Source organism: Turicibacter sp., assembly GCF_017941855.1.
Taxonomy (GTDB): domain Bacteria; phylum Bacillota_I; class Bacilli_A; order MOL361; family Turicibacteraceae; genus Turicibacter; species Turicibacter sanguinis.
On record NZ_JAGAVR010000097.1, the window covers coordinates 1 to 20,078 of the forward strand.

Here is a 20,078-nt window from a genome sequence, read left to right on the forward strand (position 1 = left end):
CAAAGTTTTTACTTGTAGTCCGCGAGATATAAGGTCGCGGGTAGAAACTAGTTAACCATATCTTAACAATTATACAAGTAAATTATAACTATTTGGAGTAGGAAATAAACTTAATTATTTCCGGACTTAAATAATAGCACGATTTAAAAATAGTTGCAAGAACTTTTTTTAAGAAAAGTCGAATATTGTCTGACGTTTTTTTGAAAAAAGCTAGGATCCGAGGATAATAGGATTAAAACTAGTTCCGGTTGATTGTAAAAACGAATGAGAATGAGGCTGTTTTCAATGCCACGACTTATCTCTAAGCTTGTGCTTTTTATTTGGTGAACACCTGCTGTATAGAGGGGAAATAACCCTTGATTTGGCCCAATTAATCCTCCCATCAGAGGAAACAGAAATTGTCTTCCATGGGCATGACTCGAAAAAACCAAATCAACGTCATAGGCCTCATACAGCTTTAAATATTCAGGTCGGTGTGACATTAAAATACTAAATGCATCCGGATTCACCTTCGCGTTCAAGGTTTCCTCCATTTCTTGGGTTTTCATTAAATTGGAATCATTGACACCGATTCATTCAATACGCGTCTTCCCTTTTGTAAGTACTATCTTGTTATTTCAAAGCAACACAACGCCTGCTTCCTGGATTTTCGATTCAAAATGGCATACTCATGATTCTCAAAAGGATAAAACGTCAACGTCATTAAACCTGGCATTATTCACTAAATCTCCCGTTATCATAATCAAATCCGGTTTGATTTTTTTTAATTGTTTGAGGACTTGCCCCTCTAAGGAACCGACCTCTTGAATAGGGGGATGTGAGATTTGGATGATCTTTAATTCATATCCGTCTTTTTCTCATGATAATGATTCTCGAATCTCACGATGTAAAGACCAAACATTATCCGAAAAGTTACTAAAAAGTGTGACGATTGTTTTAGTGTTTACATCATAGGAAGACATAAAACTAACGCCAGGATCACTTCCACAAAAATACGGAATGCTCTCCTCTGTTAACCAAATCCCATAGCCATAATGATCTTGATCATTTCCAGCTTGAACACGAAGCATCTCATCTGTCATCTCTTTTGATAAGAGGCGATACCCAAGCAACGCTTCCCAGAAGGCTTCAATATCATCTACCGTTGTAAAAGCACCTCCCGCCCCTGTTCCTTTTACATCAACGCTATAAATATTCGTCACATAGCGTTGCCGTTTTTCATCATACACATAATGATTGGCACAGTTTGCAGGTAGGCAATCTAGCTCATAGTAACCAGTAGAGGGCATCTGAGCGACGTTAAAGACATGCTGTTGTAAATACTCATCAAAAGACTGATGTGTGATGGCTTCAATGATTAAGCCAAGCACCACAAAGCCGGTATTATTGTATTGAAATTTCGCTCCCCGTGGATACATCATAGGTTTGTGAATAAACAAGGGGATTAAATCTTGAGATGACCTAATTTTATAGTTAGGATAATCTGTCCACAACTCATCGTAATCGCTCATAACTGACTCATCAAAGTAATCGGGAATTCCCGAGGTATGAGTCAATAATTCGCGGATCGTAATCGTTGTATCAATTTGTTGCCAATCAATCGTTAGAATCTGTCCGATGGTATCGTCAAAGTGAAGTTTTTTCTGTTCGATCAATTGTAAAATACCGACCGCAACAAAAACTTTACCCGCTGAGGCCGTCGCAAATTTAGTCTCACGTTGATTTTTTCGCTGATTGGCAACATCAGCATAGCCATAAGATTGTTTAAAAAGGATGCTTTTTTCTTTTTTGATTGAAATCGTCCCTCTAAAATTCATGTCAATCCTCCCTTAAAAAAAGAGAGCGAGTGCTCTCTTTATGCATATGGTGATAAATTAAAACAAGGTTGAAGTTCGGCTAAGAAATGTGCAATTAACTCGATAATTTGTTCAACGTCGTTTAAATGACAAACTTCACTTCCTGAATGCATGTAACGAAGTGGGATTGAGATGAGTGCTAATGGGACGCCATCATTTTGAAAATGAATACGATCTCCATCAGTTCCCGTACGTCCGGGTGCCATCTCAAATTGAATCGGCATATTTAAACGGTTGGCGATATTAATCAGGGCATCATTTAGGTGGTTATTAATGATGGATCCATGACATAAAACCGGTCCACCACCGAGTTTAATTTCACCCGTTACTTCCGGATTGGTTCCTGGATAATCGGTTGCAAACGTTACATCGACGATTAAAGCCAGGGCTGGTTTTACCCTTTTAGCTGCCCATACCGCTCCACGCATCGTCGTTTCTTCACCAACTGTGGTGGCACTGTAGACTCCAACGCGTGTTCCTAACTCTTTTGCACGACGCAGTGCTTCAATCACAATAAAAGCCCCTAACCGATTATCAAGTGCTCGTCCGGCTAAGTTGTTGTTTAATAACTCAAGATAATCTGTATCTGCTACAACATAATCACCAGGCGCAATCACTTTAAGTGCTTCTTCTTTTGAAGTTGCGCCTAAATCAATAAATAAGTCTTTTGTTTCTAATGACTTATTTTTAAGAAGGTCATTATTATATCCGACGACTCCACCGATAATGCCATTTTTGGTCAGAATGCGAACTTTTTGTCCGAGATATAAAGCCGGACGAATTCCGCCTACGTTTGTTACTTTAGCTAATCCGTCTGATGTAATCATCGTAATCATCATCCCGATTTCATCGACATGGCCGGCAAGTAAGACTTTAAAGTCATGGTCTTTATTTAAGATGCTCATAACGTTTCCTGTGGTATCCGTTTCAAAACCATCTACGGTGTCTTGCATGTAAGACATAATTTTTTTCTGTAACTCGAATTCTTTGCCAGATGGTGAAGCCGTTTGAATCATTTCATATAAAAAGTGTTTATTCATCATACATCTCCTATTCTAAACGCCTACTTTAAAGCTTCATAATCATCATACTCTACCAGCCCTTTCATGGTGGTTAAAGCCCCCTCTTCTAATTCTTTAACCATTAGACACTCGATGGCAGGTAAATGAACGCTTTTTCCAGGCATAATCCCGTAGTTAACTGCTGTTTGAAATCCTCTTGAACGATAATTTTGTGGATTTCCCTCCACAATCACGGCTTTAAATCCCATTTCTTTGGCTTTAACAAATCCGTATTCAATTAACTCTTTTGAAATATGTTGTCGTTGAAATGACGTTTTCACAGCAACGGGTGCCAAAATTAATAATTCCTGTTCATATTGTCCTTGTAACTGAAATCTTGAAAACATGGCATATCCAATAAGATTATCCTTTGAATCAAGAGCGATTAATTCTAGTTCAGGGATATGGTAACGTTTATGCCTAATTTCTTCGACTAATAATCGAACCATTTTTCCTTCTTCTTCATCATTAGCCTCTGTAAAGACCGTCTCAACTAAATCTAATGAACACGTTAAATAGGCTTCACTGATGGGTTTGATTGTTCTTTTCAAAGATGGGCCCTCCCCTATTTAATTTCCCAAACGATGGTAACCGTGTCACTCGCACTGACATTATCTGGTTGAATATCGATAGCTGCAGCTGAATAAGCAACGCTTTCTTCTAACATCATCTCACGATTTCTATAGACGATATTGCTCCAATCGTAGGTAATGGCTAATATATCATCAAGTCTGACTCCCGCTGCCAAAGCTAAAATATTGGCTTTTTGAGTCGCATCTGCAACCGCATCTTGTAGCAAGAGTTCTTTTAGTTTGGTATCGTCTGTTAATAAAAAGTGGATGGATAGTTCAGGATTGGCTTCACATGCACTGAGTTGTTCTAAAATCATAGCTAAACGATGGGTATCGATTGGGAAACTGAGCTTTAAGTTGTTTCTGACACTGTATCCTTTAAAGACACGAATGTATTCACCTTCTTCGTTTTTGACGCTTTCATAATCAGTATTTACGGAAAAGTTTGTCGTCACTAAATCAGATTTGCTAAATCCGACGTTAGCTAAACACGAACGAAGTTGTTCAAGTCGTGTTCCGGCTAAATTAATCGTTTCATCATAATTTTCTGCTTTCGATTCTAAGTCAAAATCAAGTTGAATGGTATCCGGTGGTAACGAGGCTTGCCCCGTCCCTTTTACGGTTAATGTTCGTTGCTCCACTTTAATCCCCCCCTGAATCTCAATTTGTTCCTATTATAACACGTTATGGAATAATTTAACATAAAAAGTGATACCTCATTGAATCGAGATATCACGTCTGTTTTAAATGGCTTGATCATCATCAAGTGAATCATTTAGATATTTTTCTTCGAGATAATAACTTCCCCAAGTTACCTCGATTTGAAGATTTGGACATTTGCAAGCAAGCATTGCTGGAATGGGATTAAAGGCTTTCATGAGCTCAGGAAAGATTCCGTCTTGATAATCCTCTACCTTATTCGTGCATAGCGTGCCATTTGTTAAAGGATGTGTTCCGTAATAAACCATATAGTTGACTTGGTAATTTAATTCTTTGAGATTCCAACGATAAAAAGCTTTAATTTGATGCTTAAGATTGGTACTAGAAAACTGCCATGAATCTTCTGCAAGGTTAAAATCGGTTAAAGATAACTTAGAAGCGGGAATATTTTTTCCAAAACCTGACTTTAATTGATATTCTTGCGTACATTTTAACCATTGAATATACGTTTCAATTTCTTCTTTTGGACCTTTGACGCTTACTCTGACATTATTCTCAACCTCACACATCTCACATCACTCCTCAAACATGATGAAACCCTTTTTCTAGATTATACCATATAAAACTTTTTATTAAAGCGCTTTTATTGTAAAATAAAAAAATAACTAGTGATTGATAAAAGATTTCTTATACTATATTGTATGCTTTTAATTTAAATTTGAATCTTATTTTGTGAAAAAATTCTAATAAGAAACAAACTAAATAAAGGCTCCTTCAAAAAGCAAGAGGTGATAAAAAAAGCCCAAGTTGGATGGAAACTAGGACTTTTAATAGGTCATTCTTTACATGATATTCATCGAGATGAGTCTTTAGTCTTCATTCTTAGGCACGTCGAGATGAAAAATCCCGATTTTTTTGTAATTCTCAATTTTATATTGAATCATCTCGAGACTGCCATTTAATTTTGCGATTTCTGATGGAGTGCAGCCCAAATCGCAGAAGCAATCAGTATTATTGAGGCTAAGGGACTTCGACCTCTTTCAGTGATACAACCTCAGTATCATATGCTCGACCGTTACATCGAAGATGAAATCATGGATCTTTGTGAACGATACGGTATTGGAATTGTGCCTTTCAGTCCGCTAGCTCAAGGTTTATTAACGGGGAAATATCGTAAAAGTGAGCCTATTCCTCAGGATTCGCGTGCAACGCTTAAATATAATCAAGTAAATGCTATGTTAACAGACGATAACTTAGAAAAAGTTGAAGCTCTTCTTCAAATCGCTCATGAACTCGGTATTTCCTTACCCGTCTTATCTCTGGCTTGGATTCTACGACGTCTATGTATTAGTGGAGTGATTACTGGGGCTTCAAAACCAGAACAAATTGAGAAAAATGTCCAAGCTAGCGCCATCACACTATCAGAGGATCTATTAAATCGAATCGATCATATCATCGGCTATACCCCATTGATTAGAAGAATTGGATAAAATAATTCATCAGTTAAAGAGACACCTTGGGTCTTAGGATAAGGTGACATTAATCTCCTTTTGATAGAACATCCAAGAGACTATATTAGATCAAAAATCTCATTTAAAGATAAAAGGGAAACTATCCATTCTGACGGTTTCCCTTTTATCTTTTTTATTTAGCTGTTTAATCGTTTGTCTAAATGACGTTTATAAATGGGGCTGTTTTCATAGAAAAAGGTAAACCAACCGTAATTGAGGAAGAATAAAAACCAAAGGTATTCTTCTGTTACAAACCCTTTTAACCCAATTAATGCAAGTAGCCCTAGAAAACCAAGGTATTTATGTTTGCTATAAATCATTCCAATTCCCCTCTCCTCGTTCTTACTTTTATTATATGTGAACGGAGATAGGATAATCTCTTTTTATAGCTTAATTGAATATTTTAACTCCGGTCTTCCGACATTTCCAGTCGTTGCTTGAACATGTAATTTATCTTGACTCTCTAAGTAATCCATATATTTTTTGATGGTGACATTGCTGATTTTTGTTTCATTAGCAATCTCGCGTAACGTCCAAATGCGATCGGGATGTTCTTTTAAAAAGAGTGTAATTTTTTCTAGGGTTCGTTTATTTAATCCTTTCGGTAACTCTTCAACCTGTTGAGACAATGAAGCTTTCATAAAAGCATCGATTTCTTTTTGTGTCATTGATTTTTGATTTAACAGTAACCCTTTTTTACTTTGATATTTTTTATAAGCTTCTTCAAATCGAATAGATTCAAAAGGTTTAACTAAGTAATCAATCGCTCCATAGGCAAATGCTTGTTTAAGTTCCATTGAACTATTAGCAGCAGTGACCATAATGACATCCACCGTATATTCTTTTTCACGTATTGTTTTAAGAATCTCTAGACCGCTTTTTTTCGGAAGAAAGACATCCATAATAATGAGGTCAATTTTTTGTGCTTCTAAGTAGGATAAGACCTCTTCTTCATACATAACAGGACCAAAGATTTCAATCTGTCTAAATTGTTGTAAATAACGTTTATTAATTAAGGCAACCATTGGGTCATCTTCTACAATTAATACTTTATCCATCATACTCTCCCTTATTAATCATAATTACGAATATTTTTTCTTCATCAAAATCTTCAATTTCAATTGTACCATGATATAATTCAACTCGATTTTTGACAAGAAAAAGACCGATACCACGATGTTCACCCTTCGTAGAAATACCGGATTCAAATAGTTTATCTTTAAACGCTGGATTAATTTTTTCACCGTTATCTCTCACTTGAATTTCAAGGGAAGTCTCATCCTCGTACAACGAAATTTCGACTTTTTTCGAAGAGGTTTCTAAAGAGGAACACGCCTCAAAGGCATTTTCGAGTAAATTTCCAATAATGGTCACCAGATCATAAGCCGTAATGCGTTGATGAGTGGGATATAAAAAGGACTCTTCGGTTAAGGTAAACTCGATTTGACGTTCTTTCGCAACTAATGACCGACTCATAAGTAAAGCTCTAATCAGAGGATCCTCAATCGAATGAAACTTCACTTCAGTTTCCGCCCGAGTTTGTTGAAGGGTTAAAATATATGATTTTGCCTCCTCCACTTTATCGAGTTGAATTAAACCCAAGATGACATGTAAATTATTCTTGAATTCATGAATGGTCACTCTTAAATTTTTAATGACTTCATCAATCCCAGTGATTTCTTTTGCGATATCGTGGATATTGTTTCGATCCATTAACGTAATGACGCTTCCTAAGTATACTTCATTTTGAAAGAGATGATGAAGATTTATAAAGAGTCTTTTATCTTGGATAATGAATTCTTTCATCGTAAAGTCGGTATAAGAATCGATGTAAGGCTCTAGACGTTGAATTAAGCTAGTGACATTAAAATCTGGAATCATCATATTACAACGGTTATTGAGTTCAATCACGTGTTGCGAAGCATCTAAGGCGATAATACCATCTGCTACACTTTCAATGATAATCTTTTTTTGACGGTATAGCCTTGCAATTTCTTCAGGCTCCATATTAAGCATGCGTTTTTGAATGCTTGATGAAAAGAATTTAGCCCCAATTCCTGCCAATCCAATCACGCTTAGACAAAGTAAAACATAATTACGCATGATGTCGGTATTAGCCACCGTGATATCACGATAATATTTTCCAACCATGACAAAACCGATTTGCTGTTGTTCATCAAAAATAGGCTCAAACCATCTGAGCGTCTTCCCTTGAGATCCCTCCATAATAGAAAAGTATCTTTCACCAGTGGCTAATACTTTTTGTTTATCAGAGCCGACATAGACTTGGCCAATTTGACTTTCATCTAAGTGGGAGTATTTGATTCCATTCATATCTGCTACGACGATTAAATCCACATTATTCAAGTTTTCAATAAAATCTAACGTATACTTTTGAATGCTACCATCATTGTCATGAGTGATTAATTTCTCTTTAATGAGGACACTATGTGCCATACTAAATCCAGTTTCTTGAAGAGACATTTTGATCTTTTCATCAAAGTCGTGTAACTTAGAATTAAGAAAAATAAGATATGAAATAATTAAGGGAATGGACGTTATACTAAGTGTCCATAAAATGATTTTAGTTTTAAACGTTCATTGCTTTTTCATGACATCATCACACTCGCTATGAAATTTTATCTTTTATTATCCTTTGAGGATTCAGACTTTAATATTCACAAAAAAAAGCATATTGTCACATCACGTGTGACAATATACTTTGAATGATTAGGCAATGCTATTTTTGCATGTTCCTTCATTTAAATAATCTCTTAAATTCTCATAAGAATATTCGATCATGTTTGTTAACGCCTCATCGGTATATGATCCGATATGTGGTGTCACTAAAATACGAGGATAAAGGTCAATTAATTTTTGGAATGAAGGATTTTCTAAAGCAGCGCCTTTGAAATCTTTAAAGAAGACAGCAGATTCCCCTTCTAAAACATCCGTACCAAATCCACCTAATTTATTAGATTCAACTGCTTTGATAATCGCATCGATATCTTGAATCTCACCACGAGCCGTATTAATTAAAATGGCTCCATCTTTCATTTTAGCGATAAACTCTTCATTAATCATATGATAGTTTACCCCTTTAATATATGGCATATGAACTGAGATCACATCAGACTCTGCTAAGACGGCATCTAAATCTTTAAATTCAACGATTTCTTTTGCCACGTCACTTTGGAACACATCATAAGCAATCACATTAGCTCCTAACCCTTTGAATAGTTGAGCTGTCGTTAAACCGATTTTTCCTGCTCCAATAATTCCTACGGTACAGTTACGAACCTCTTTACTGAACATGAATGGATCAATCGTAAAGTTTGTTTGACTTGTACGATTAACCGTATATGCTGTATGACGTAATAACATCATTGATAAAGAAACAGCTAACTCACTAATAGCATTTGGTGAGTAACCTGGCACGCGAGCACATTTTAACTCTAAGTCTTTAACCGCATCTAAATCAACATGATCAAATCCTACCGTACGAGTTAAGAGGTATTCTAATCCATTTGCTTTTAATAATTCTAAGTTTTGACGATCTGCTTTACAGTTCCCGCGAACCATGATTGCTTCAGCTCCAATGGCTTCTTTCACATTTTCATGATTTAGTCCAAGTGTTACTAATTTAAGATCATATCCAAATTTTTTATTGATTTCATGGAAGAAAGGAACTTCAGTTTCTCGTACTCCATAACATACTAATTTAGTCATTTTCATCTTCTCCTTTTTGGGTATTAAGGTTAAATAATCAAATCTCTCTTAGAATAATCCTAGTGTTTTAATTAGCTCTAACACCACGATCCAAATTGGCATGGCGATAACGGCAACGACTGTTGATAGTAATGAACAGTTTGAGGTAAATAATGCTTCACGGTCATAGTTAATGGCATAGGCTGCTGCGACTGTTGCTGTTGGTGCTGCCATCATGATGACTGTTGTTGCCATCCCTTCAAATGAAACTGGAAGAATTCCAAATTGATTGACAAGAACTAATAAAACTAAGTTAATGACTGGAATGAATAAAACTTTAATGAAACTATATCCCCATGCATCTTTTTGAGAGATAGCATCTTTGAATGGAACTTCTGCTAAAGTGGCCCCAATTGAAATCCAAGCAAGTGGTGACGCTAATGCTTTTAAATAATCTAGTGCTTTATAGAACCAAGGTAACGTTTGATCAAGACGTAAGAAGGCATATTGTTTAACCTCTCCGTTCACTGTGACGTTAACTTGAGGCAGCATGTCTTGGCATAACCAGATAAATAATCCGAAGAAGGTTGCTAAGATAATTGGATTTAAGAAGATTTCTTTCATATTTTTCTTGAAGTTTTCTTTATCCATTTTTGTTCCTGACATTTTAATAAAAGCGTAAGAGTATAAGAATACTCGGTAAGCAATATTAAAGATGTTAGAATACATTGTTCCAACGGCTCCGTAAACTGCGGTTACAATCGGTGTTCCGAAGAAAGTCGTCGAACCAAAGATTGTTAAAACGCGATAAACATCTTGCTTATCCCCTTTAACTTTTGCAAACATGATTTTTGTTAATGGAATTAAGATTAGATAAATGGCAAATCCCCATACTAACATGCTCATCCCTTGTTTCAATTGTTCACCGTTGATATCTTTCATAAAAGAAGTGAAGGCTAACGCGGGTAAAGAGACAGTTAAGACAACCTTTGTTAACATTTTAGAAGCGGTTGAATTAATCATGTTTCGTTTTCGTAAATAAAATCCTAAAAGGATAATTGAAACTGATGAGAAAATAGCACCTAAAATGGCGTTATCGCTTAATGTGCTTTTGATGATTTCTAACATACGTCTACTCCTTTATATATCGTTTTACTTTTTAAGCCTTTGTTTATTTGCTCACAAACATTGTATAAGTTTCGACAAGGTTCTACAATTTGTTGAAGTTTTTTAATAATTATTGAAGTTATTTAAGTGAATTTTTTAACAATCTGATGTATAATTTGTTTTTTTTATAGTCTACATTCATAAAAAAATCCCTTCTGACTTACCATCAGAAGGGATTTTTAATTCAATGCAACCACTGCATAACAGATTTGATAATCTTGATTAACGTTTTTAAATTGTTCAATTTCAAACAAAGGATTCATGAGATACTCATTAATTGGATCTTCAATATCTGCTAAATCGATTAAACTTAACTCAAAGGGAGTAAAAAGGTATAATTTAAGCCTTTGTGCTGTTTCAATTTGTGAGAGTTGATTTAATGTTTGGGTGACAATAGTCGAGACTAATTCAGTTTCTGTCGTCTCACCCGTAAGCAAAAATAGACTGGAATGGTGACTTTTTAACGTTGATAACAGGTTGCTTTGATTTAATAAGTAAATCAAAAGATTTAAATTCAATTTCTTTGAAGACGTTAGCTCTTCAAACTTAATAATAGTTGGAAAAATGGATAAATGCTCTGATAAATGACCGGTAAAGATTAAAATATCTTTAGTTTGAAGTATGGAATAGATTCGCTGTTCGAGCTCAAATGTGATTTCTTTTAATAATAGGATCCGTTGAGTCGCTTTTGATAACGGCAGATTTGAAATTTCACTTAAGCAGTTTAAATCGAGATAAATCAGTTCAATGAAGTGATCAGCAATCCGATAATATCGCTTTTTCTCTTGTTTTATTTCTTTTGTGACGAACATTTCAGTTGCCTTAATGGTTAACTCCTCTTCTTTAATAAAGGAAATAATTTGAATTTTATTCATCTGTCTCACCCTAATTCATCAAATGATATCCATATTTTAACACGAAATACACATTCGCGCTCACTTTGAATGAAATATAGTGAAACAATTGGTTTGAAGGACAAAAATGAGAAAAGAAAGATTCTTTTAAATATGAGAAGACAAATGACAGGAAGAGATTAGATTATTTTAGCGAAACAGTGAAAAAGTGCCCGATTTCCTCGGAATTATCTTAAAAATATTAACTTTTCTCTCACATGATTTTAGATTAGTTATTTCAGGTGATTATACTCTTCATCGCTCACAGGTTCACACCATTCATTTGAGCTACCTTCTGCGGGAATTTCGACTGCAAGGTGAGAGAACCAACTATCGGGTGCTGCGCCGTGCCAATGTTTAACTCCGGCTGGGATTTGGATCACGTCGCCAGGATGCAATTCTCTTGGGGCTTCACCAAATGCTTGATAATAGCCACGTCCCGATGTGACTAATAGAATTTGCCCTCCTTTATGATGAATGTGCCAATTATTACGACATCCTGGTTCAAAGGTCACATTTCCAATAGGAACCCCTTCTGTTGTTAGCATGTTTAAATAGGCTTTGCCAATAAAATATTGACTAAACATTTCGGGAAGTGGATTTCCCATTTCAAAAATCATGTTATCTTGATTCATTTAAATGCCTCCTTTTATTTTGACGCTTGTTGGATACAGCGAATCGCATTTAAACTTCGTGGATATCCAATGAACGGTAAACAGACTGAGACAATATCAATTAGAAATAGTTTATCATTTCCAATCCTCATATTTGCAACAGCATGGCTCGTTAATTGAGGTTCACAACCTCCAAGGGCTGCTAAAAAACAGAAGGTCAGCATTTCACGTTGTTTTAAATCTAAGACACGTCGTGTGTAATAATCTCCAAAGCAGTTAGTTGCTAACCAGTAATTGATATGTTTCGTTTCCGCGGGTCCTGATTTGTAAAATTCAGACATATGATTGCCGAAAATCTCAACTTGTGCTTCAATTCCTTTTTATAGGCGGGTTTTAGGTGTTGTTGTCTTTGCACTTGCTAAAGGTAATGAAATATTTGAAAGCTCGAATATTTCATTTGTGGCATGTAAAAATGGATAAACACGCCCCATTCCAACATAGGGTACGGCTTGATACACGATTTCTTTGACGACTTCAGGCGTCACACCTAAATTTAAGGCTGCCAATAGCATAATTTTAAATTCATCAATCGCATGGCATCCAATTAATGAAGCCAATATAGCCATCATCCGTGTCTGATCATCTAATTTCGTTTGATTGATCACCTCATCGAAGGCAAAGTTATTAAAAATCTCTACCAAGTCTGCATCTGTTTTAGCTAGATTAGATTCGAAATTTGGAAACATTTTTTCATGATATTCTTTGGCAAAGTCTGAAATAGCCATCTTATTTCCTCCTATACCCATCTGCGTAGTAAGTCATCACAAGTTGAAACGTTTGAACCGATAATTGCTAAACTTTTTTCAAGATAAGCATCCTGACAAATTTGAATTAAATCGGATTCACTATGCCCCATTCCACTACCTTCGTGTGTACAAAAAGGTTTGATATGTTTATCTTTTAAGTTTTGTTCCTCTAAAAAGGTAAACACATGCATCGGCATCGTCCCCCAATAATTTGGGTAGCCAATATAAATCGTCTCATATCCTTCAAGATTTGGAAGCGGTGTTGCAATTAGGGGGCGCTTATTTTCATTTAAATCTTGTTTCGCCTGTTGAATACACGTATCGTAATCATCAGCATACGGTATGACTGGTTTGATTTCATATAAATCGCCTCCGATGAGGTTTTGAATTTTTTTTGCTACGATTTTAGTATTTCCTTTTTCTAAATGGCGAATTTGTCCCGCGACATAGTTTTCACCTTTACGTGAAAAATACGCAATTAATGTTTTCCCCATCATTCATTCCTCCTCTAGTATCCTATCAATCTATAACCTTATCTGATGAATAGGATATGATTACTGTAACACTTGGAGTAAACTTCAATGCAAGACCTAAAATAAACAATAATTAAACATATCCTATCTTTATGCTAGTCATGGCTGGCTTAAGTTTTTTATCGTCTATGGAAATAAGAGGCTGTTACTCCTCTAGCAAACCATTGACGTTTAAAATGTTTTTAATAGACGTTTGACTTGGAGAAACACCAGTCGCGTCGATTGGCTTTTGAATGGATGATCATGAAGAAAGATTAAGAAGCAAGGTCTTGATACAAGATCATGATCTCATTCATTTAGGCTTTTCCTCTTTCTCTTCTTAAATGGCTCCCACAATTTTATGAGGCTGATATAATTCTTCTAAATAAGCGATATCGTGATGAGTTAACTTTACGTTAAAGGCTCCGACTGCATCATCAAAGTATTTTTCTTTTGTGGCACCGATAATGGGTGATGCGACACCTTTTGCTAGTTGCCAAGCAAGCGCAATTTGAGTCATACTTGCTTCATGTTGTTGTGCAAGTTCATGGACACGTAGGACAATTTCATGATCTTTTTCTGCAGTCGAATCATATTTTGAAACAGCTATTTTATCAGTTTGACTACGCAAGCTGTCGCTTTTCCACTCTAAACGACTTAATCTTCCCGCTGCCAGTGGACTATACGGTGTGAGTGAAACATTCATCTGCTTACAAATTGGAATTAGTTCATGTTCATCTTCTCGGTAGAGTAAATTGTAATGATTTTGCATCGATTGAAATTTTGCCCAGTTATTTTTTTCTGCTACAAGTTGTAAGTTATGAAATTGATAGCCATACATGGCAGAAGCGCCAATAGCACGCACTTTACCTGATGTTACAAGTTCATTTAAAGCTTCCATTGTTTCTTCCATTGGTGTTTCATAATCAAAACGATGAATGAGATATAAATCTAAATAATCAGTGCCTAAACGTTTTAATGTGCCGTCAATTTCACGGTGAATGGCCTCTTTCTTCAAGTGCCCCTCATTAAAATAAACTTTTGAGGCTAAGACAACTTGATCACGTGGGACATTATGTTTGATGGCACATCCGAGATATTCCTCGCTTGTTCCGGCAGAATAAACATTTGCTGTATCAAAGAAATTAATTCCTAAATCGAGTGCACGCTTCACCAAGTTTTCACTTTCTTCTTTATTTAACGTCCACGAATGAAAATTAGTATTGGAATCCCCAAAACTCATGCATCCTGCACAAAGACGTGAAATCGTAATATCGGTAGTTCCTAATTTTGTATATTCCATTATCGTTTTCCTCCCATTTGTCTTTTTGTGTTTCTAAGTGGATTATACGTCTTGGAGTTCACTTCAAGTCAAGCTATCAAGTGAACTTTAGTTGAGCTTTTCTCATCGTTTTTTCTAAATTGACTTTATTCAGTTCATGAACTCCTCATGATGAAATGTTTTCTGTGACAAGTTACCGCATGAAATGAATGATTCTGGTTTGATTTTTAAATAGAGATCATTGTTATTTAATGAAGGGAGATTTTGAATTTGTTGACAACTCAACAAGTTCGTGTTAAATTTTTGTTTGTTGATAAATCAACAAATTTGTTTAGTTGAATTGAAAGGAAATAACGATGAAAAAATTATTTGTAGTCACAAATGTTATCATGCTAACGTTTATATTGATTTTTGATATGTTTTACATGGCTAGTAACGGATTATTAGTTAAGGCGATTGCCAGTCTTCTGTTTGTTGTCACAGGACTAATTAATCTGATGTATTGCATTAAAAATAAGGAGAATTTAAAATTTCCAATCTGGATGATCATTGCGTTAACGATTGCGATGTTAGGAGATATTCTCATTAACCTTAATTTCTATTTGGGAACCATCGTCTTTGGACTAGGTCATGTTTTTTATTTTGCCTCTTATTGTATGTTAGATAAAATGAACCGTAAAGATTTCCTATGGGGGGTGATGATTTCACTCATTTCCTTAATGGTGATTTTCTTTACTCCATTTTTAAATTTTGGAGGGGCTTTAATGCAAGGTGTTTGTGGTGTCTACGCGGTCATCATTTCATTTATGTTAGGTAAAGCCATTTCAAATTCACTTCGACAAACGAACATGACAAATCTTATCATTGTAATCGGAAGTCTTTTATTCTTCATTTCAGATTTCATGCTCATGTTAAAGTCATTTGCAGATCTTCCAGTAGCCGGTTATTTATGTCTTGGGACCTATTATCCGGCACAGTTTTTACTTGCATTTTCTCTATTTGTTTATCCTTCTACTTCTATGAAGTTCTTAAATCACAAAAAAGGGACGATGTCTTTACAAACGTCTTATCAAAAGTTAAAGGTAGGATATGATTATGATTGATCTGATTGAACGATTCGAGGCATTTACAACATCTGTCACCAAGGCGTATAAGTGTATCCAAAAAATCAAGCTTACTGAAACAGAACGTATGGGATTAAAAGCTAGCCATGTGATGTATCTCTACTATCTCGGTAAAAATCCAGAAGGACTAACAGCGACTCAGCTATGTAAACTTTGTATAGAAGATAAGGCGGCTGTCTCAAGAACGATGGTGGATTTAACTGAAAAAGGATTAGTCAAGCCGGTTGAGATCGATTCAGGACGCAAATATCGTACCAAAATGGTGCTAACAGCAGAAGGTAATGAGATAAATAAACAATTGAATCAGGTGATAGCAGAGGCTGTTAGCCAAGCTTCTAGTAACCTTAGCGAGACTGAACGTGAACATTTCTATCACGTATTCTTCCAGATTACAGATCATCTTGAAAAGATTTGCGATTCATTACAACAGAAATAAACGAACTAAAAAAAATAACAGTTCCAAATGGAGCTGTTATTTTTTATTTTAGCCTATCATTTAATGACATGGTTGATATGACGATTAAAACCAATCTGAGCGATACCAATCTGTTATAGACACTTTTTCATCCAGTGTCCTAATTTTTTCTAGTTCATCCTTTGATAGGTTAAAGTCAAAAATAGAAAGATTCTCTTTCAATCTGTGTTCACTGGTTGTTTTTGGAATGGCTGATACCCCATTCTGGATTAGAAAACGGAGTGCAATCTGTGCCGGTGTTTTATGATATTGCTCTGCGAGTTCTACAAGAATCGGTTCGTTGAGTAAATTCTTTTTCCCATTAGCCAAAGGACTCCATGCTTGCATCTTAGTTCCATGCTTTTCAAGTTCTACTTGTAACTCATGTTGTGTGAAATAAACATGGGACTCCATTTGATTGACAGCTGGAATCACGCCACACGTTTCAATAAATTCACGGTAGCACTTCCAATTAAAATTTGAAATTCCAATGGCTCTTGCTTTTCCACTTTGATAGGCTTCTTTGATCGCTTGATACATCTCATACGATTCAACATAAGGTTCATGAAATAACAATAGATCAACATAATCAAGTTGTAATTTTTTTAATGAATCGTCAATATCTCTTTTCGCTTTTTCATAACTATTGCTACTACGACATAGCTTTGTGGTGATAAATAGCTCGTTTCTGTCAATACCACTTTTGATAATCGCTTGTCCGACTGTCTCTTCATTATGATACATTCTTGCTGTATCAATTAAGCGATAGCCGACTTCAATCGCCTTCTTGATAACTTCAATCCCGCTATCTCCCTGTAGATTAACGGTTCCAAGTCCTAATAGTGGCATTCGTACTCCATTATTTAGCTCAATATATTCCATGACTCTCTCCTTTTCATCTATCCATTAAAGCACTTATCAGACATTAACATTATGTCCTACAAGTGCGAATCATTACATACTTTCTTTAAAAATAGTTGAAATTTCTTCAGGTGTTAGCGTTTTGTATCCACCTGGAAGAATAATTGTTGAATGAACAAGTCCTTCTAGCATCTCGTCTGTCACACCAAGATCCGTGATATTCATCACTAGACCAAGTTCTTTCATCCAGTTTTCCATTGCATTAAGTCCTTCTGCTGCGACTTGTTCCTTTGTTTTTCCTTCTACTTTAACATCCCACACGTTAGTCGCAAATCTGACAAACTTATCGAGTCCATATGACATGATATATCGATAATAGGCTAAAGATACAGCCGATAACGTCATTCCATGAGTGGCATCGGTATAAGCCCCAACCGCTTGCCCAAGCATATGAACCATCCAGTCGGTTGATTTTCCTTTAGCCACTAACGTATTGAGTGCCCATGTTGACGTCCACATAATGTTACTTCTTGCTTCGTAATTATTTGGATCTTGAATGGCGATACGACTTGAATGAATTAACGATTTCATTAAACCTTCACTGATATAATCACTTGTATTGTCATCAGCTCCTGAGAAATACTGTTCACAAATATGATTCATAATATCATAGAAACCTGCCACCATTTGTGTTTTTGGAAGTGTTAAGGTATAGTTTGGATTTAAGATTGAGAATTTCGGATTAACATTTTCACCAAAGACATGACCAATCTTTACTTTTTGTTCATGATTTGTAATAACAGTTCCACCATTCATTTCAGAACCTGTTCCAACCATTGTTAAAACGCATCCAACCGGTACGATTTCACAGCTCACATCTTCAAAACGGATAAAGTATTTATCCCATGGATCTTCATCACAGTGAATCGAAACCGAGACCGCTTTGGCATAGTCACATACTGAACCCCCACCGACAGCTAAAATTAAATCTACTTTATGATCTCTTGCGATGGCTACACCCTCGCGAAGTTTTTCAATCGTTGGATTTGGCATAACCCCTGGTATTTCTGCAATATTTTTTCCACTATCCTTTAAAATATTAATGACCTCATCATAAATACCATTTTTCTTAATTGATCCACCACCGTAGACAAGTAAAATATTTGAACCATAGTTCTCAAGCTCAGTACTTAGATTATGAAGTGATTGATCTCCAAAATACAGTTTGGTTGGGTTACAATATGTAAAGTTTCCTAATATTATTTCTCCTTCTTTCTTTTTAAATTTGATGAGCGACTCATCAATTGAAATCTATTCTAATTATTATCTTCGTTGTTTTGGTGAATTTATTTCAAATTTGTCTTAAAAAAGTTTTCTAACTTATCAAATGGAATTCGATCCACTCGATCATATAAATCAATATGTTCAGCATCTTTTACGACATAGAGTTCTTTTGGTTCTAGAGCTTTCTCATAGATCATTTCTGAGAAGAATTTAGAATGTGCACAATCTCCGATCACTAACAGAATTGGTCTTGGAGAGATTTCATGAACAAAGGCTGTTAAATCGGTATTTAAGAAAGCTAAATCACTGGTTGTCGTAAAGCCACCTCTTGCGTTTGGATGATGCCCTCTTTTGGTGGCATAGAATCTAAACCATTCTGCCGTCGGCTCTTGCAGATTTGCTGGTACGACCTCTAAGGCTTCTTCTGGGAAAAATGGAATGTATTCTGGAGATCCTTTCTCAAAATCTTCCCATCTCTTCAACGATAATTTTTGCTTCGTCTCTTCTAATTGCTGCTTATCTAACATGTCACGTACTGCTGATGTCATGACATACATACTGCAGGTTGCGATTGCTTTAATTCTAGTATCGACCTGTGCAGCAGATAACGCAAATCCACCTGATCCACAGATTCCAATGGCACCGATCTTTTCACGGTCCACATACGAAAGTTTAGTTCCAATAAAATCGACTGCTGCGCTGAAATTTTCGGTGAAAATTTCAGGTGATGAAACATTTCTAGGTTCTCCAGCTGATTCTCCCATAAAGGATTGATCGAAAGTTAGCACAACAAATCCTCTCTTTGCTAGTTCATTGGCATACACACAAGGACCTTGTTCTTTAACACCACCATAAGGAGCTCCAACAATCAGAGCTGGATGTTTCTTGCTTAAATCAAGATTTTTCGCTTTATAAACATCTGCAGCAATCGCTAGACCATAACGATTATTGTATCTAACGTGCTCTCTTTCAACTTGTTCACTTAATTTTGCAATATAATGACAGGCCATTAGTGATTCCTCCTACTTTTCTATCCAGTCATCGCTATCAACAACTTAAATGATCAGAGACTTAACAGGGTGATTAGTTAATCCACATCTCAGTATTTGGATGACTTTATGATTACTATAACACTTAAAGTTAACTCTAAGACAAGAGGTGTTTTTAAAATAAATAAAAAATCAAGCCGTCTCATTACGACCTGATTTTCTCGATTTAATCTTCAAATGTTTTAGTGATTTCTTTTAGGTATTGAATGATTGGGAGATGTTGTGGGCACATGCGCTCACACTTTTTACAACCAATACAGTCTGATGCTTTGCCATGTGTTTGGGTGTAATTGAGATAAGCTTCTTTTTGCGTGGTATCACTGTTATAAAGTATGAAATACGATGGAATGGCAATCTTTTTCGGGCATCCTTCCACACAATACTGACAATTCGTACAGGGGATGAAGTCTTGGTTTTGAATGATTTGAGTGGCAGTCTCAACAATTTTAAATTCTTCCTCATTAAAGGGCACGAAGTTTTGCATGTAGGCTGTGTTATCTAATAATTGTTCCAGATTTGACATCCCACTTAGTACCATCATCACGTTAGGAAGACTTGCCGCATATCTAATAGCCCATGATGCCACCGAATTCTGTGGATTAACTCCTTTAAACAACGCTTCAACCGGTTTTGGAACTTGGGCCAATGTCCCACCTTTAATCGG

Annotated in this window: 24 protein-coding genes and 1 riboswitch; of the genes, 3 read left to right on the forward strand and 21 right to left on the reverse strand. The window is 35.9% G+C overall.

Annotation, left to right across the window (positions count from 1 at the left end; genetic code table 11):
- Positions 1-97: riboswitch (purine riboswitch) on the reverse strand. This riboswitch is flagged as partial in the annotation.
- A 46-nt stretch (positions 98-143) separates the two neighbouring features.
- The 6 genes from J6D32_RS10035 to J6D32_RS10060 all read right to left on the reverse strand — a co-directional run bounded on the left by J6D32_RS10035 (position 144) and on the right by J6D32_RS10060 (position 4,718).
- Positions 144-521, reverse strand: a complete 378-nt coding sequence (locus J6D32_RS10035) for a metallophosphoesterase family protein (RefSeq protein WP_006784085.1) — start codon at positions 519-521, stop codon at positions 144-146.
- A gap of 336 nt (positions 522-857) precedes the next feature.
- Complete coding sequence (locus J6D32_RS10040) at positions 858-1,817, reverse strand: serine hydrolase domain-containing protein (protein ID WP_006784086.1); 960 nt, start codon at positions 1,815-1,817, stop codon at positions 858-860.
- A gap of 38 nt (positions 1,818-1,855) precedes the next feature.
- Positions 1,856-2,896: a zinc-binding metallopeptidase family protein gene (locus tag J6D32_RS10045; RefSeq protein WP_006784087.1), complete on the reverse strand. Its 1,041-nt coding sequence runs from the start codon at positions 2,894-2,896 to the stop codon at positions 1,856-1,858.
- 23 nt (positions 2,897-2,919) lie between these two features.
- On the reverse strand, positions 2,920-3,468 hold the full coding sequence (locus tag J6D32_RS10050) for a GNAT family N-acetyltransferase (RefSeq protein WP_006784088.1): 549 nt from the start codon (positions 3,466-3,468) through the stop codon (positions 2,920-2,922).
- 14 nt (positions 3,469-3,482) lie between these two features.
- Positions 3,483-4,130 carry an SIMPL domain-containing protein gene (locus J6D32_RS10055; protein WP_006784089.1) on the reverse strand — a complete coding sequence of 216 codons (648 nt, stop codon included), beginning with the start codon at positions 4,128-4,130 and terminating at the stop codon, positions 3,483-3,485.
- 102 nt (positions 4,131-4,232) lie between these two features.
- Positions 4,233-4,718 (reverse strand): hypothetical protein, encoded by a 486-nt coding sequence (locus J6D32_RS10060; protein WP_006784090.1) that lies wholly within the window; start codon positions 4,716-4,718, stop codon positions 4,233-4,235.
- A gap of 423 nt (positions 4,719-5,141) precedes the next feature.
- Between J6D32_RS10060 and J6D32_RS10065 the strand changes: the two genes are divergently transcribed.
- Positions 5,142-5,639 (forward strand): aldo/keto reductase, encoded by a 498-nt coding sequence (locus J6D32_RS10065; RefSeq protein ID WP_287467648.1) that lies wholly within the window; start codon positions 5,142-5,144, stop codon positions 5,637-5,639.
- 158 nt (positions 5,640-5,797) lie between these two features.
- On the opposite strand, the gene J6D32_RS10070 is transcribed toward J6D32_RS10065, so the two are convergent.
- From J6D32_RS10070 to J6D32_RS10120, 11 genes are all read right to left on the reverse strand, one after another.
- Complete coding sequence (locus J6D32_RS10070) at positions 5,798-5,980, reverse strand: DUF3796 domain-containing protein (RefSeq protein WP_039930754.1); 183 nt, start codon at positions 5,978-5,980, stop codon at positions 5,798-5,800.
- Positions 5,981-6,043: 63 nt separating this feature from the next.
- Positions 6,044-6,718, reverse strand: a complete 675-nt coding sequence (locus J6D32_RS10075; protein WP_006784092.1) for a response regulator — start codon at positions 6,716-6,718, stop codon at positions 6,044-6,046.
- On the reverse strand, positions 6,711-8,243 hold the full coding sequence (locus J6D32_RS10080; RefSeq protein WP_411198073.1) for an ATP-binding protein: 1,533 nt from the start codon (positions 8,241-8,243) through the stop codon (positions 6,711-6,713). Before J6D32_RS10080 ends, J6D32_RS10075 begins: the two co-directional genes overlap by 8 nt.
- Positions 8,244-8,390: 147 nt before the next feature.
- Positions 8,391-9,389 carry a 2-hydroxyacid dehydrogenase gene (locus tag J6D32_RS10085; protein WP_006784094.1) on the reverse strand — a complete coding sequence of 333 codons (999 nt, stop codon included), beginning with the start codon at positions 9,387-9,389 and terminating at the stop codon, positions 8,391-8,393.
- A gap of 48 nt (positions 9,390-9,437) precedes the next feature.
- Entirely contained in the window at positions 9,438-10,496 is a 1,059-nt protein-coding gene (locus J6D32_RS10090) for an AEC family transporter (RefSeq protein ID WP_006784095.1), read from the reverse strand.
- A 218-nt stretch (positions 10,497-10,714) separates the two neighbouring features.
- Positions 10,715-11,410: a hypothetical protein gene (locus tag J6D32_RS10095; RefSeq protein ID WP_009606493.1), complete on the reverse strand. Its 696-nt coding sequence runs from the start codon at positions 11,408-11,410 to the stop codon at positions 10,715-10,717.
- A gap of 251 nt (positions 11,411-11,661) precedes the next feature.
- Entirely contained in the window at positions 11,662-12,063 is a 402-nt protein-coding gene (locus J6D32_RS10100; protein ID WP_006784096.1) for a cupin domain-containing protein, read from the reverse strand.
- 14 nt (positions 12,064-12,077) lie between these two features.
- Entirely contained in the window at positions 12,078-12,383 is a 306-nt protein-coding gene (locus J6D32_RS10105) for a carboxymuconolactone decarboxylase family protein (RefSeq protein ID WP_006784097.1), read from the reverse strand.
- A 39-nt stretch (positions 12,384-12,422) separates the two neighbouring features.
- Positions 12,423-12,827 carry a carboxymuconolactone decarboxylase family protein gene (locus J6D32_RS10110; RefSeq protein ID WP_006784098.1) on the reverse strand — a complete coding sequence of 135 codons (405 nt, stop codon included), beginning with the start codon at positions 12,825-12,827 and terminating at the stop codon, positions 12,423-12,425.
- Between the two features lie 11 nt (positions 12,828-12,838).
- Positions 12,839-13,342, reverse strand: coding sequence for a flavodoxin (locus J6D32_RS10115; protein WP_230321595.1), 504 nt, complete (start codon positions 13,340-13,342; stop codon positions 12,839-12,841).
- 358 nt (positions 13,343-13,700) lie between these two features.
- A complete protein-coding gene (locus J6D32_RS10120; protein WP_006784100.1) occupies positions 13,701-14,663 on the reverse strand; it encodes an aldo/keto reductase in 963 nt (320 codons plus the stop codon).
- Positions 14,664-14,998: 335 nt separating this feature from the next.
- On the opposite strand from J6D32_RS10120, the gene J6D32_RS10125 reads away from it, so the two are divergent.
- Positions 14,999-15,745: a lysoplasmalogenase gene (locus J6D32_RS10125; RefSeq protein ID WP_129821447.1), complete on the forward strand. Its 747-nt coding sequence runs from the start codon at positions 14,999-15,001 to the stop codon at positions 15,743-15,745.
- Positions 15,738-16,202: a MarR family winged helix-turn-helix transcriptional regulator gene (locus tag J6D32_RS10130; protein ID WP_129821448.1), complete on the forward strand. Its 465-nt coding sequence runs from the start codon at positions 15,738-15,740 to the stop codon at positions 16,200-16,202. Before J6D32_RS10125 ends, J6D32_RS10130 begins: the two co-directional genes overlap by 8 nt.
- A gap of 84 nt (positions 16,203-16,286) precedes the next feature.
- Here the strand turns inward: J6D32_RS10130 and J6D32_RS10135 are convergent, their stop codons facing one another.
- The 4 genes from J6D32_RS10135 to J6D32_RS10150 all read right to left on the reverse strand — a co-directional run.
- Positions 16,287-17,102: an aldo/keto reductase gene (locus tag J6D32_RS10135; protein ID WP_287467646.1), complete on the reverse strand. Its 816-nt coding sequence runs from the start codon at positions 17,100-17,102 to the stop codon at positions 16,287-16,289.
- A gap of 72 nt (positions 17,103-17,174) precedes the next feature.
- Positions 17,175-18,392 (reverse strand): iron-containing alcohol dehydrogenase, encoded by a 1,218-nt coding sequence (locus J6D32_RS10140; protein WP_503004057.1) that lies wholly within the window; start codon positions 18,390-18,392, stop codon positions 17,175-17,177.
- A 35-nt stretch (positions 18,393-18,427) separates the two neighbouring features.
- Positions 18,428-19,375: an alpha/beta hydrolase gene (locus J6D32_RS10145; protein WP_155235591.1), complete on the reverse strand. Its 948-nt coding sequence runs from the start codon at positions 19,373-19,375 to the stop codon at positions 18,428-18,430.
- A 205-nt stretch (positions 19,376-19,580) separates the two neighbouring features.
- Positions 19,581-20,078 (reverse strand): aldo/keto reductase (locus J6D32_RS10150; RefSeq protein WP_287467647.1); only part of this gene is annotated, 498 nt, incomplete at its 5' end.

Bases quoted from the DNA above. Each gene is read 5' to 3' on its own strand.
- J6D32_RS10135 (WP_287467646.1), bottom strand. From the start codon at position 17,102: ATGGAATATATTGAGCTAAATAATGGAGTACGAATGCCACTATTAGGA.
- J6D32_RS10125 (WP_129821447.1), top strand. From the start codon at position 14,999: ATGAAAAAATTATTTGTAGTCACAAATGTTATCATGCTAACGTTTATA.
- J6D32_RS10115 (WP_230321595.1), bottom strand. From the start codon at position 13,342: ATGGGGAAAACATTAATTGCGTATTTTTCACGTAAAGGTGAAAACTAT.
- J6D32_RS10095 (WP_009606493.1), bottom strand. From the start codon at position 11,410: ATGAATAAAATTCAAATTATTTCCTTTATTAAAGAAGAGGAGTTAACC.
- J6D32_RS10085 (WP_006784094.1), bottom strand. From the start codon at position 9,389: ATGACTAAATTAGTATGTTATGGAGTACGAGAAACTGAAGTTCCTTTC.
- J6D32_RS10090 (WP_006784095.1), bottom strand. From the start codon at position 10,496: ATGTTAGAAATCATCAAAAGCACATTAAGCGATAACGCCATTTTAGGT.
- J6D32_RS10130 (WP_129821448.1), top strand. From the start codon at position 15,738: ATGATTGATCTGATTGAACGATTCGAGGCATTTACAACATCTGTCACC.
- J6D32_RS10060 (WP_006784090.1), bottom strand. From the start codon at position 4,718: ATGTGTGAGGTTGAGAATAATGTCAGAGTAAGCGTCAAAGGTCCAAAA.
- J6D32_RS10070 (WP_039930754.1), bottom strand. From the start codon at position 5,980: ATGATTTATAGCAAACATAAATACCTTGGTTTTCTAGGGCTACTTGCA.
- J6D32_RS10040 (WP_006784086.1), bottom strand. From the start codon at position 1,817: ATGAATTTTAGAGGGACGATTTCAATCAAAAAAGAAAAAAGCATCCTT.
- J6D32_RS10105 (WP_006784097.1), bottom strand. From the start codon at position 12,383: ATGTCTGAATTTTACAAATCAGGACCCGCGGAAACGAAACATATCAAT.
- J6D32_RS10045 (WP_006784087.1), bottom strand. From the start codon at position 2,896: ATGAATAAACACTTTTTATATGAAATGATTCAAACGGCTTCACCATCT.
- J6D32_RS10110 (WP_006784098.1), bottom strand. From the start codon at position 12,827: ATGGCTATTTCAGACTTTGCCAAAGAATATCATGAAAAAATGTTTCCA.
- J6D32_RS10075 (WP_006784092.1), bottom strand. From the start codon at position 6,718: ATGGATAAAGTATTAATTGTAGAAGATGACCCAATGGTTGCCTTAATT.
- J6D32_RS10145 (WP_155235591.1), bottom strand. From the start codon at position 19,375: ATGGCCTGTCATTATATTGCAAAATTAAGTGAACAAGTTGAAAGAGAG.
- J6D32_RS10100 (WP_006784096.1), bottom strand. From the start codon at position 12,063: ATGAATCAAGATAACATGATTTTTGAAATGGGAAATCCACTTCCCGAA.
- J6D32_RS10120 (WP_006784100.1), bottom strand. From the start codon at position 14,663: ATGGAATATACAAAATTAGGAACTACCGATATTACGATTTCACGTCTT.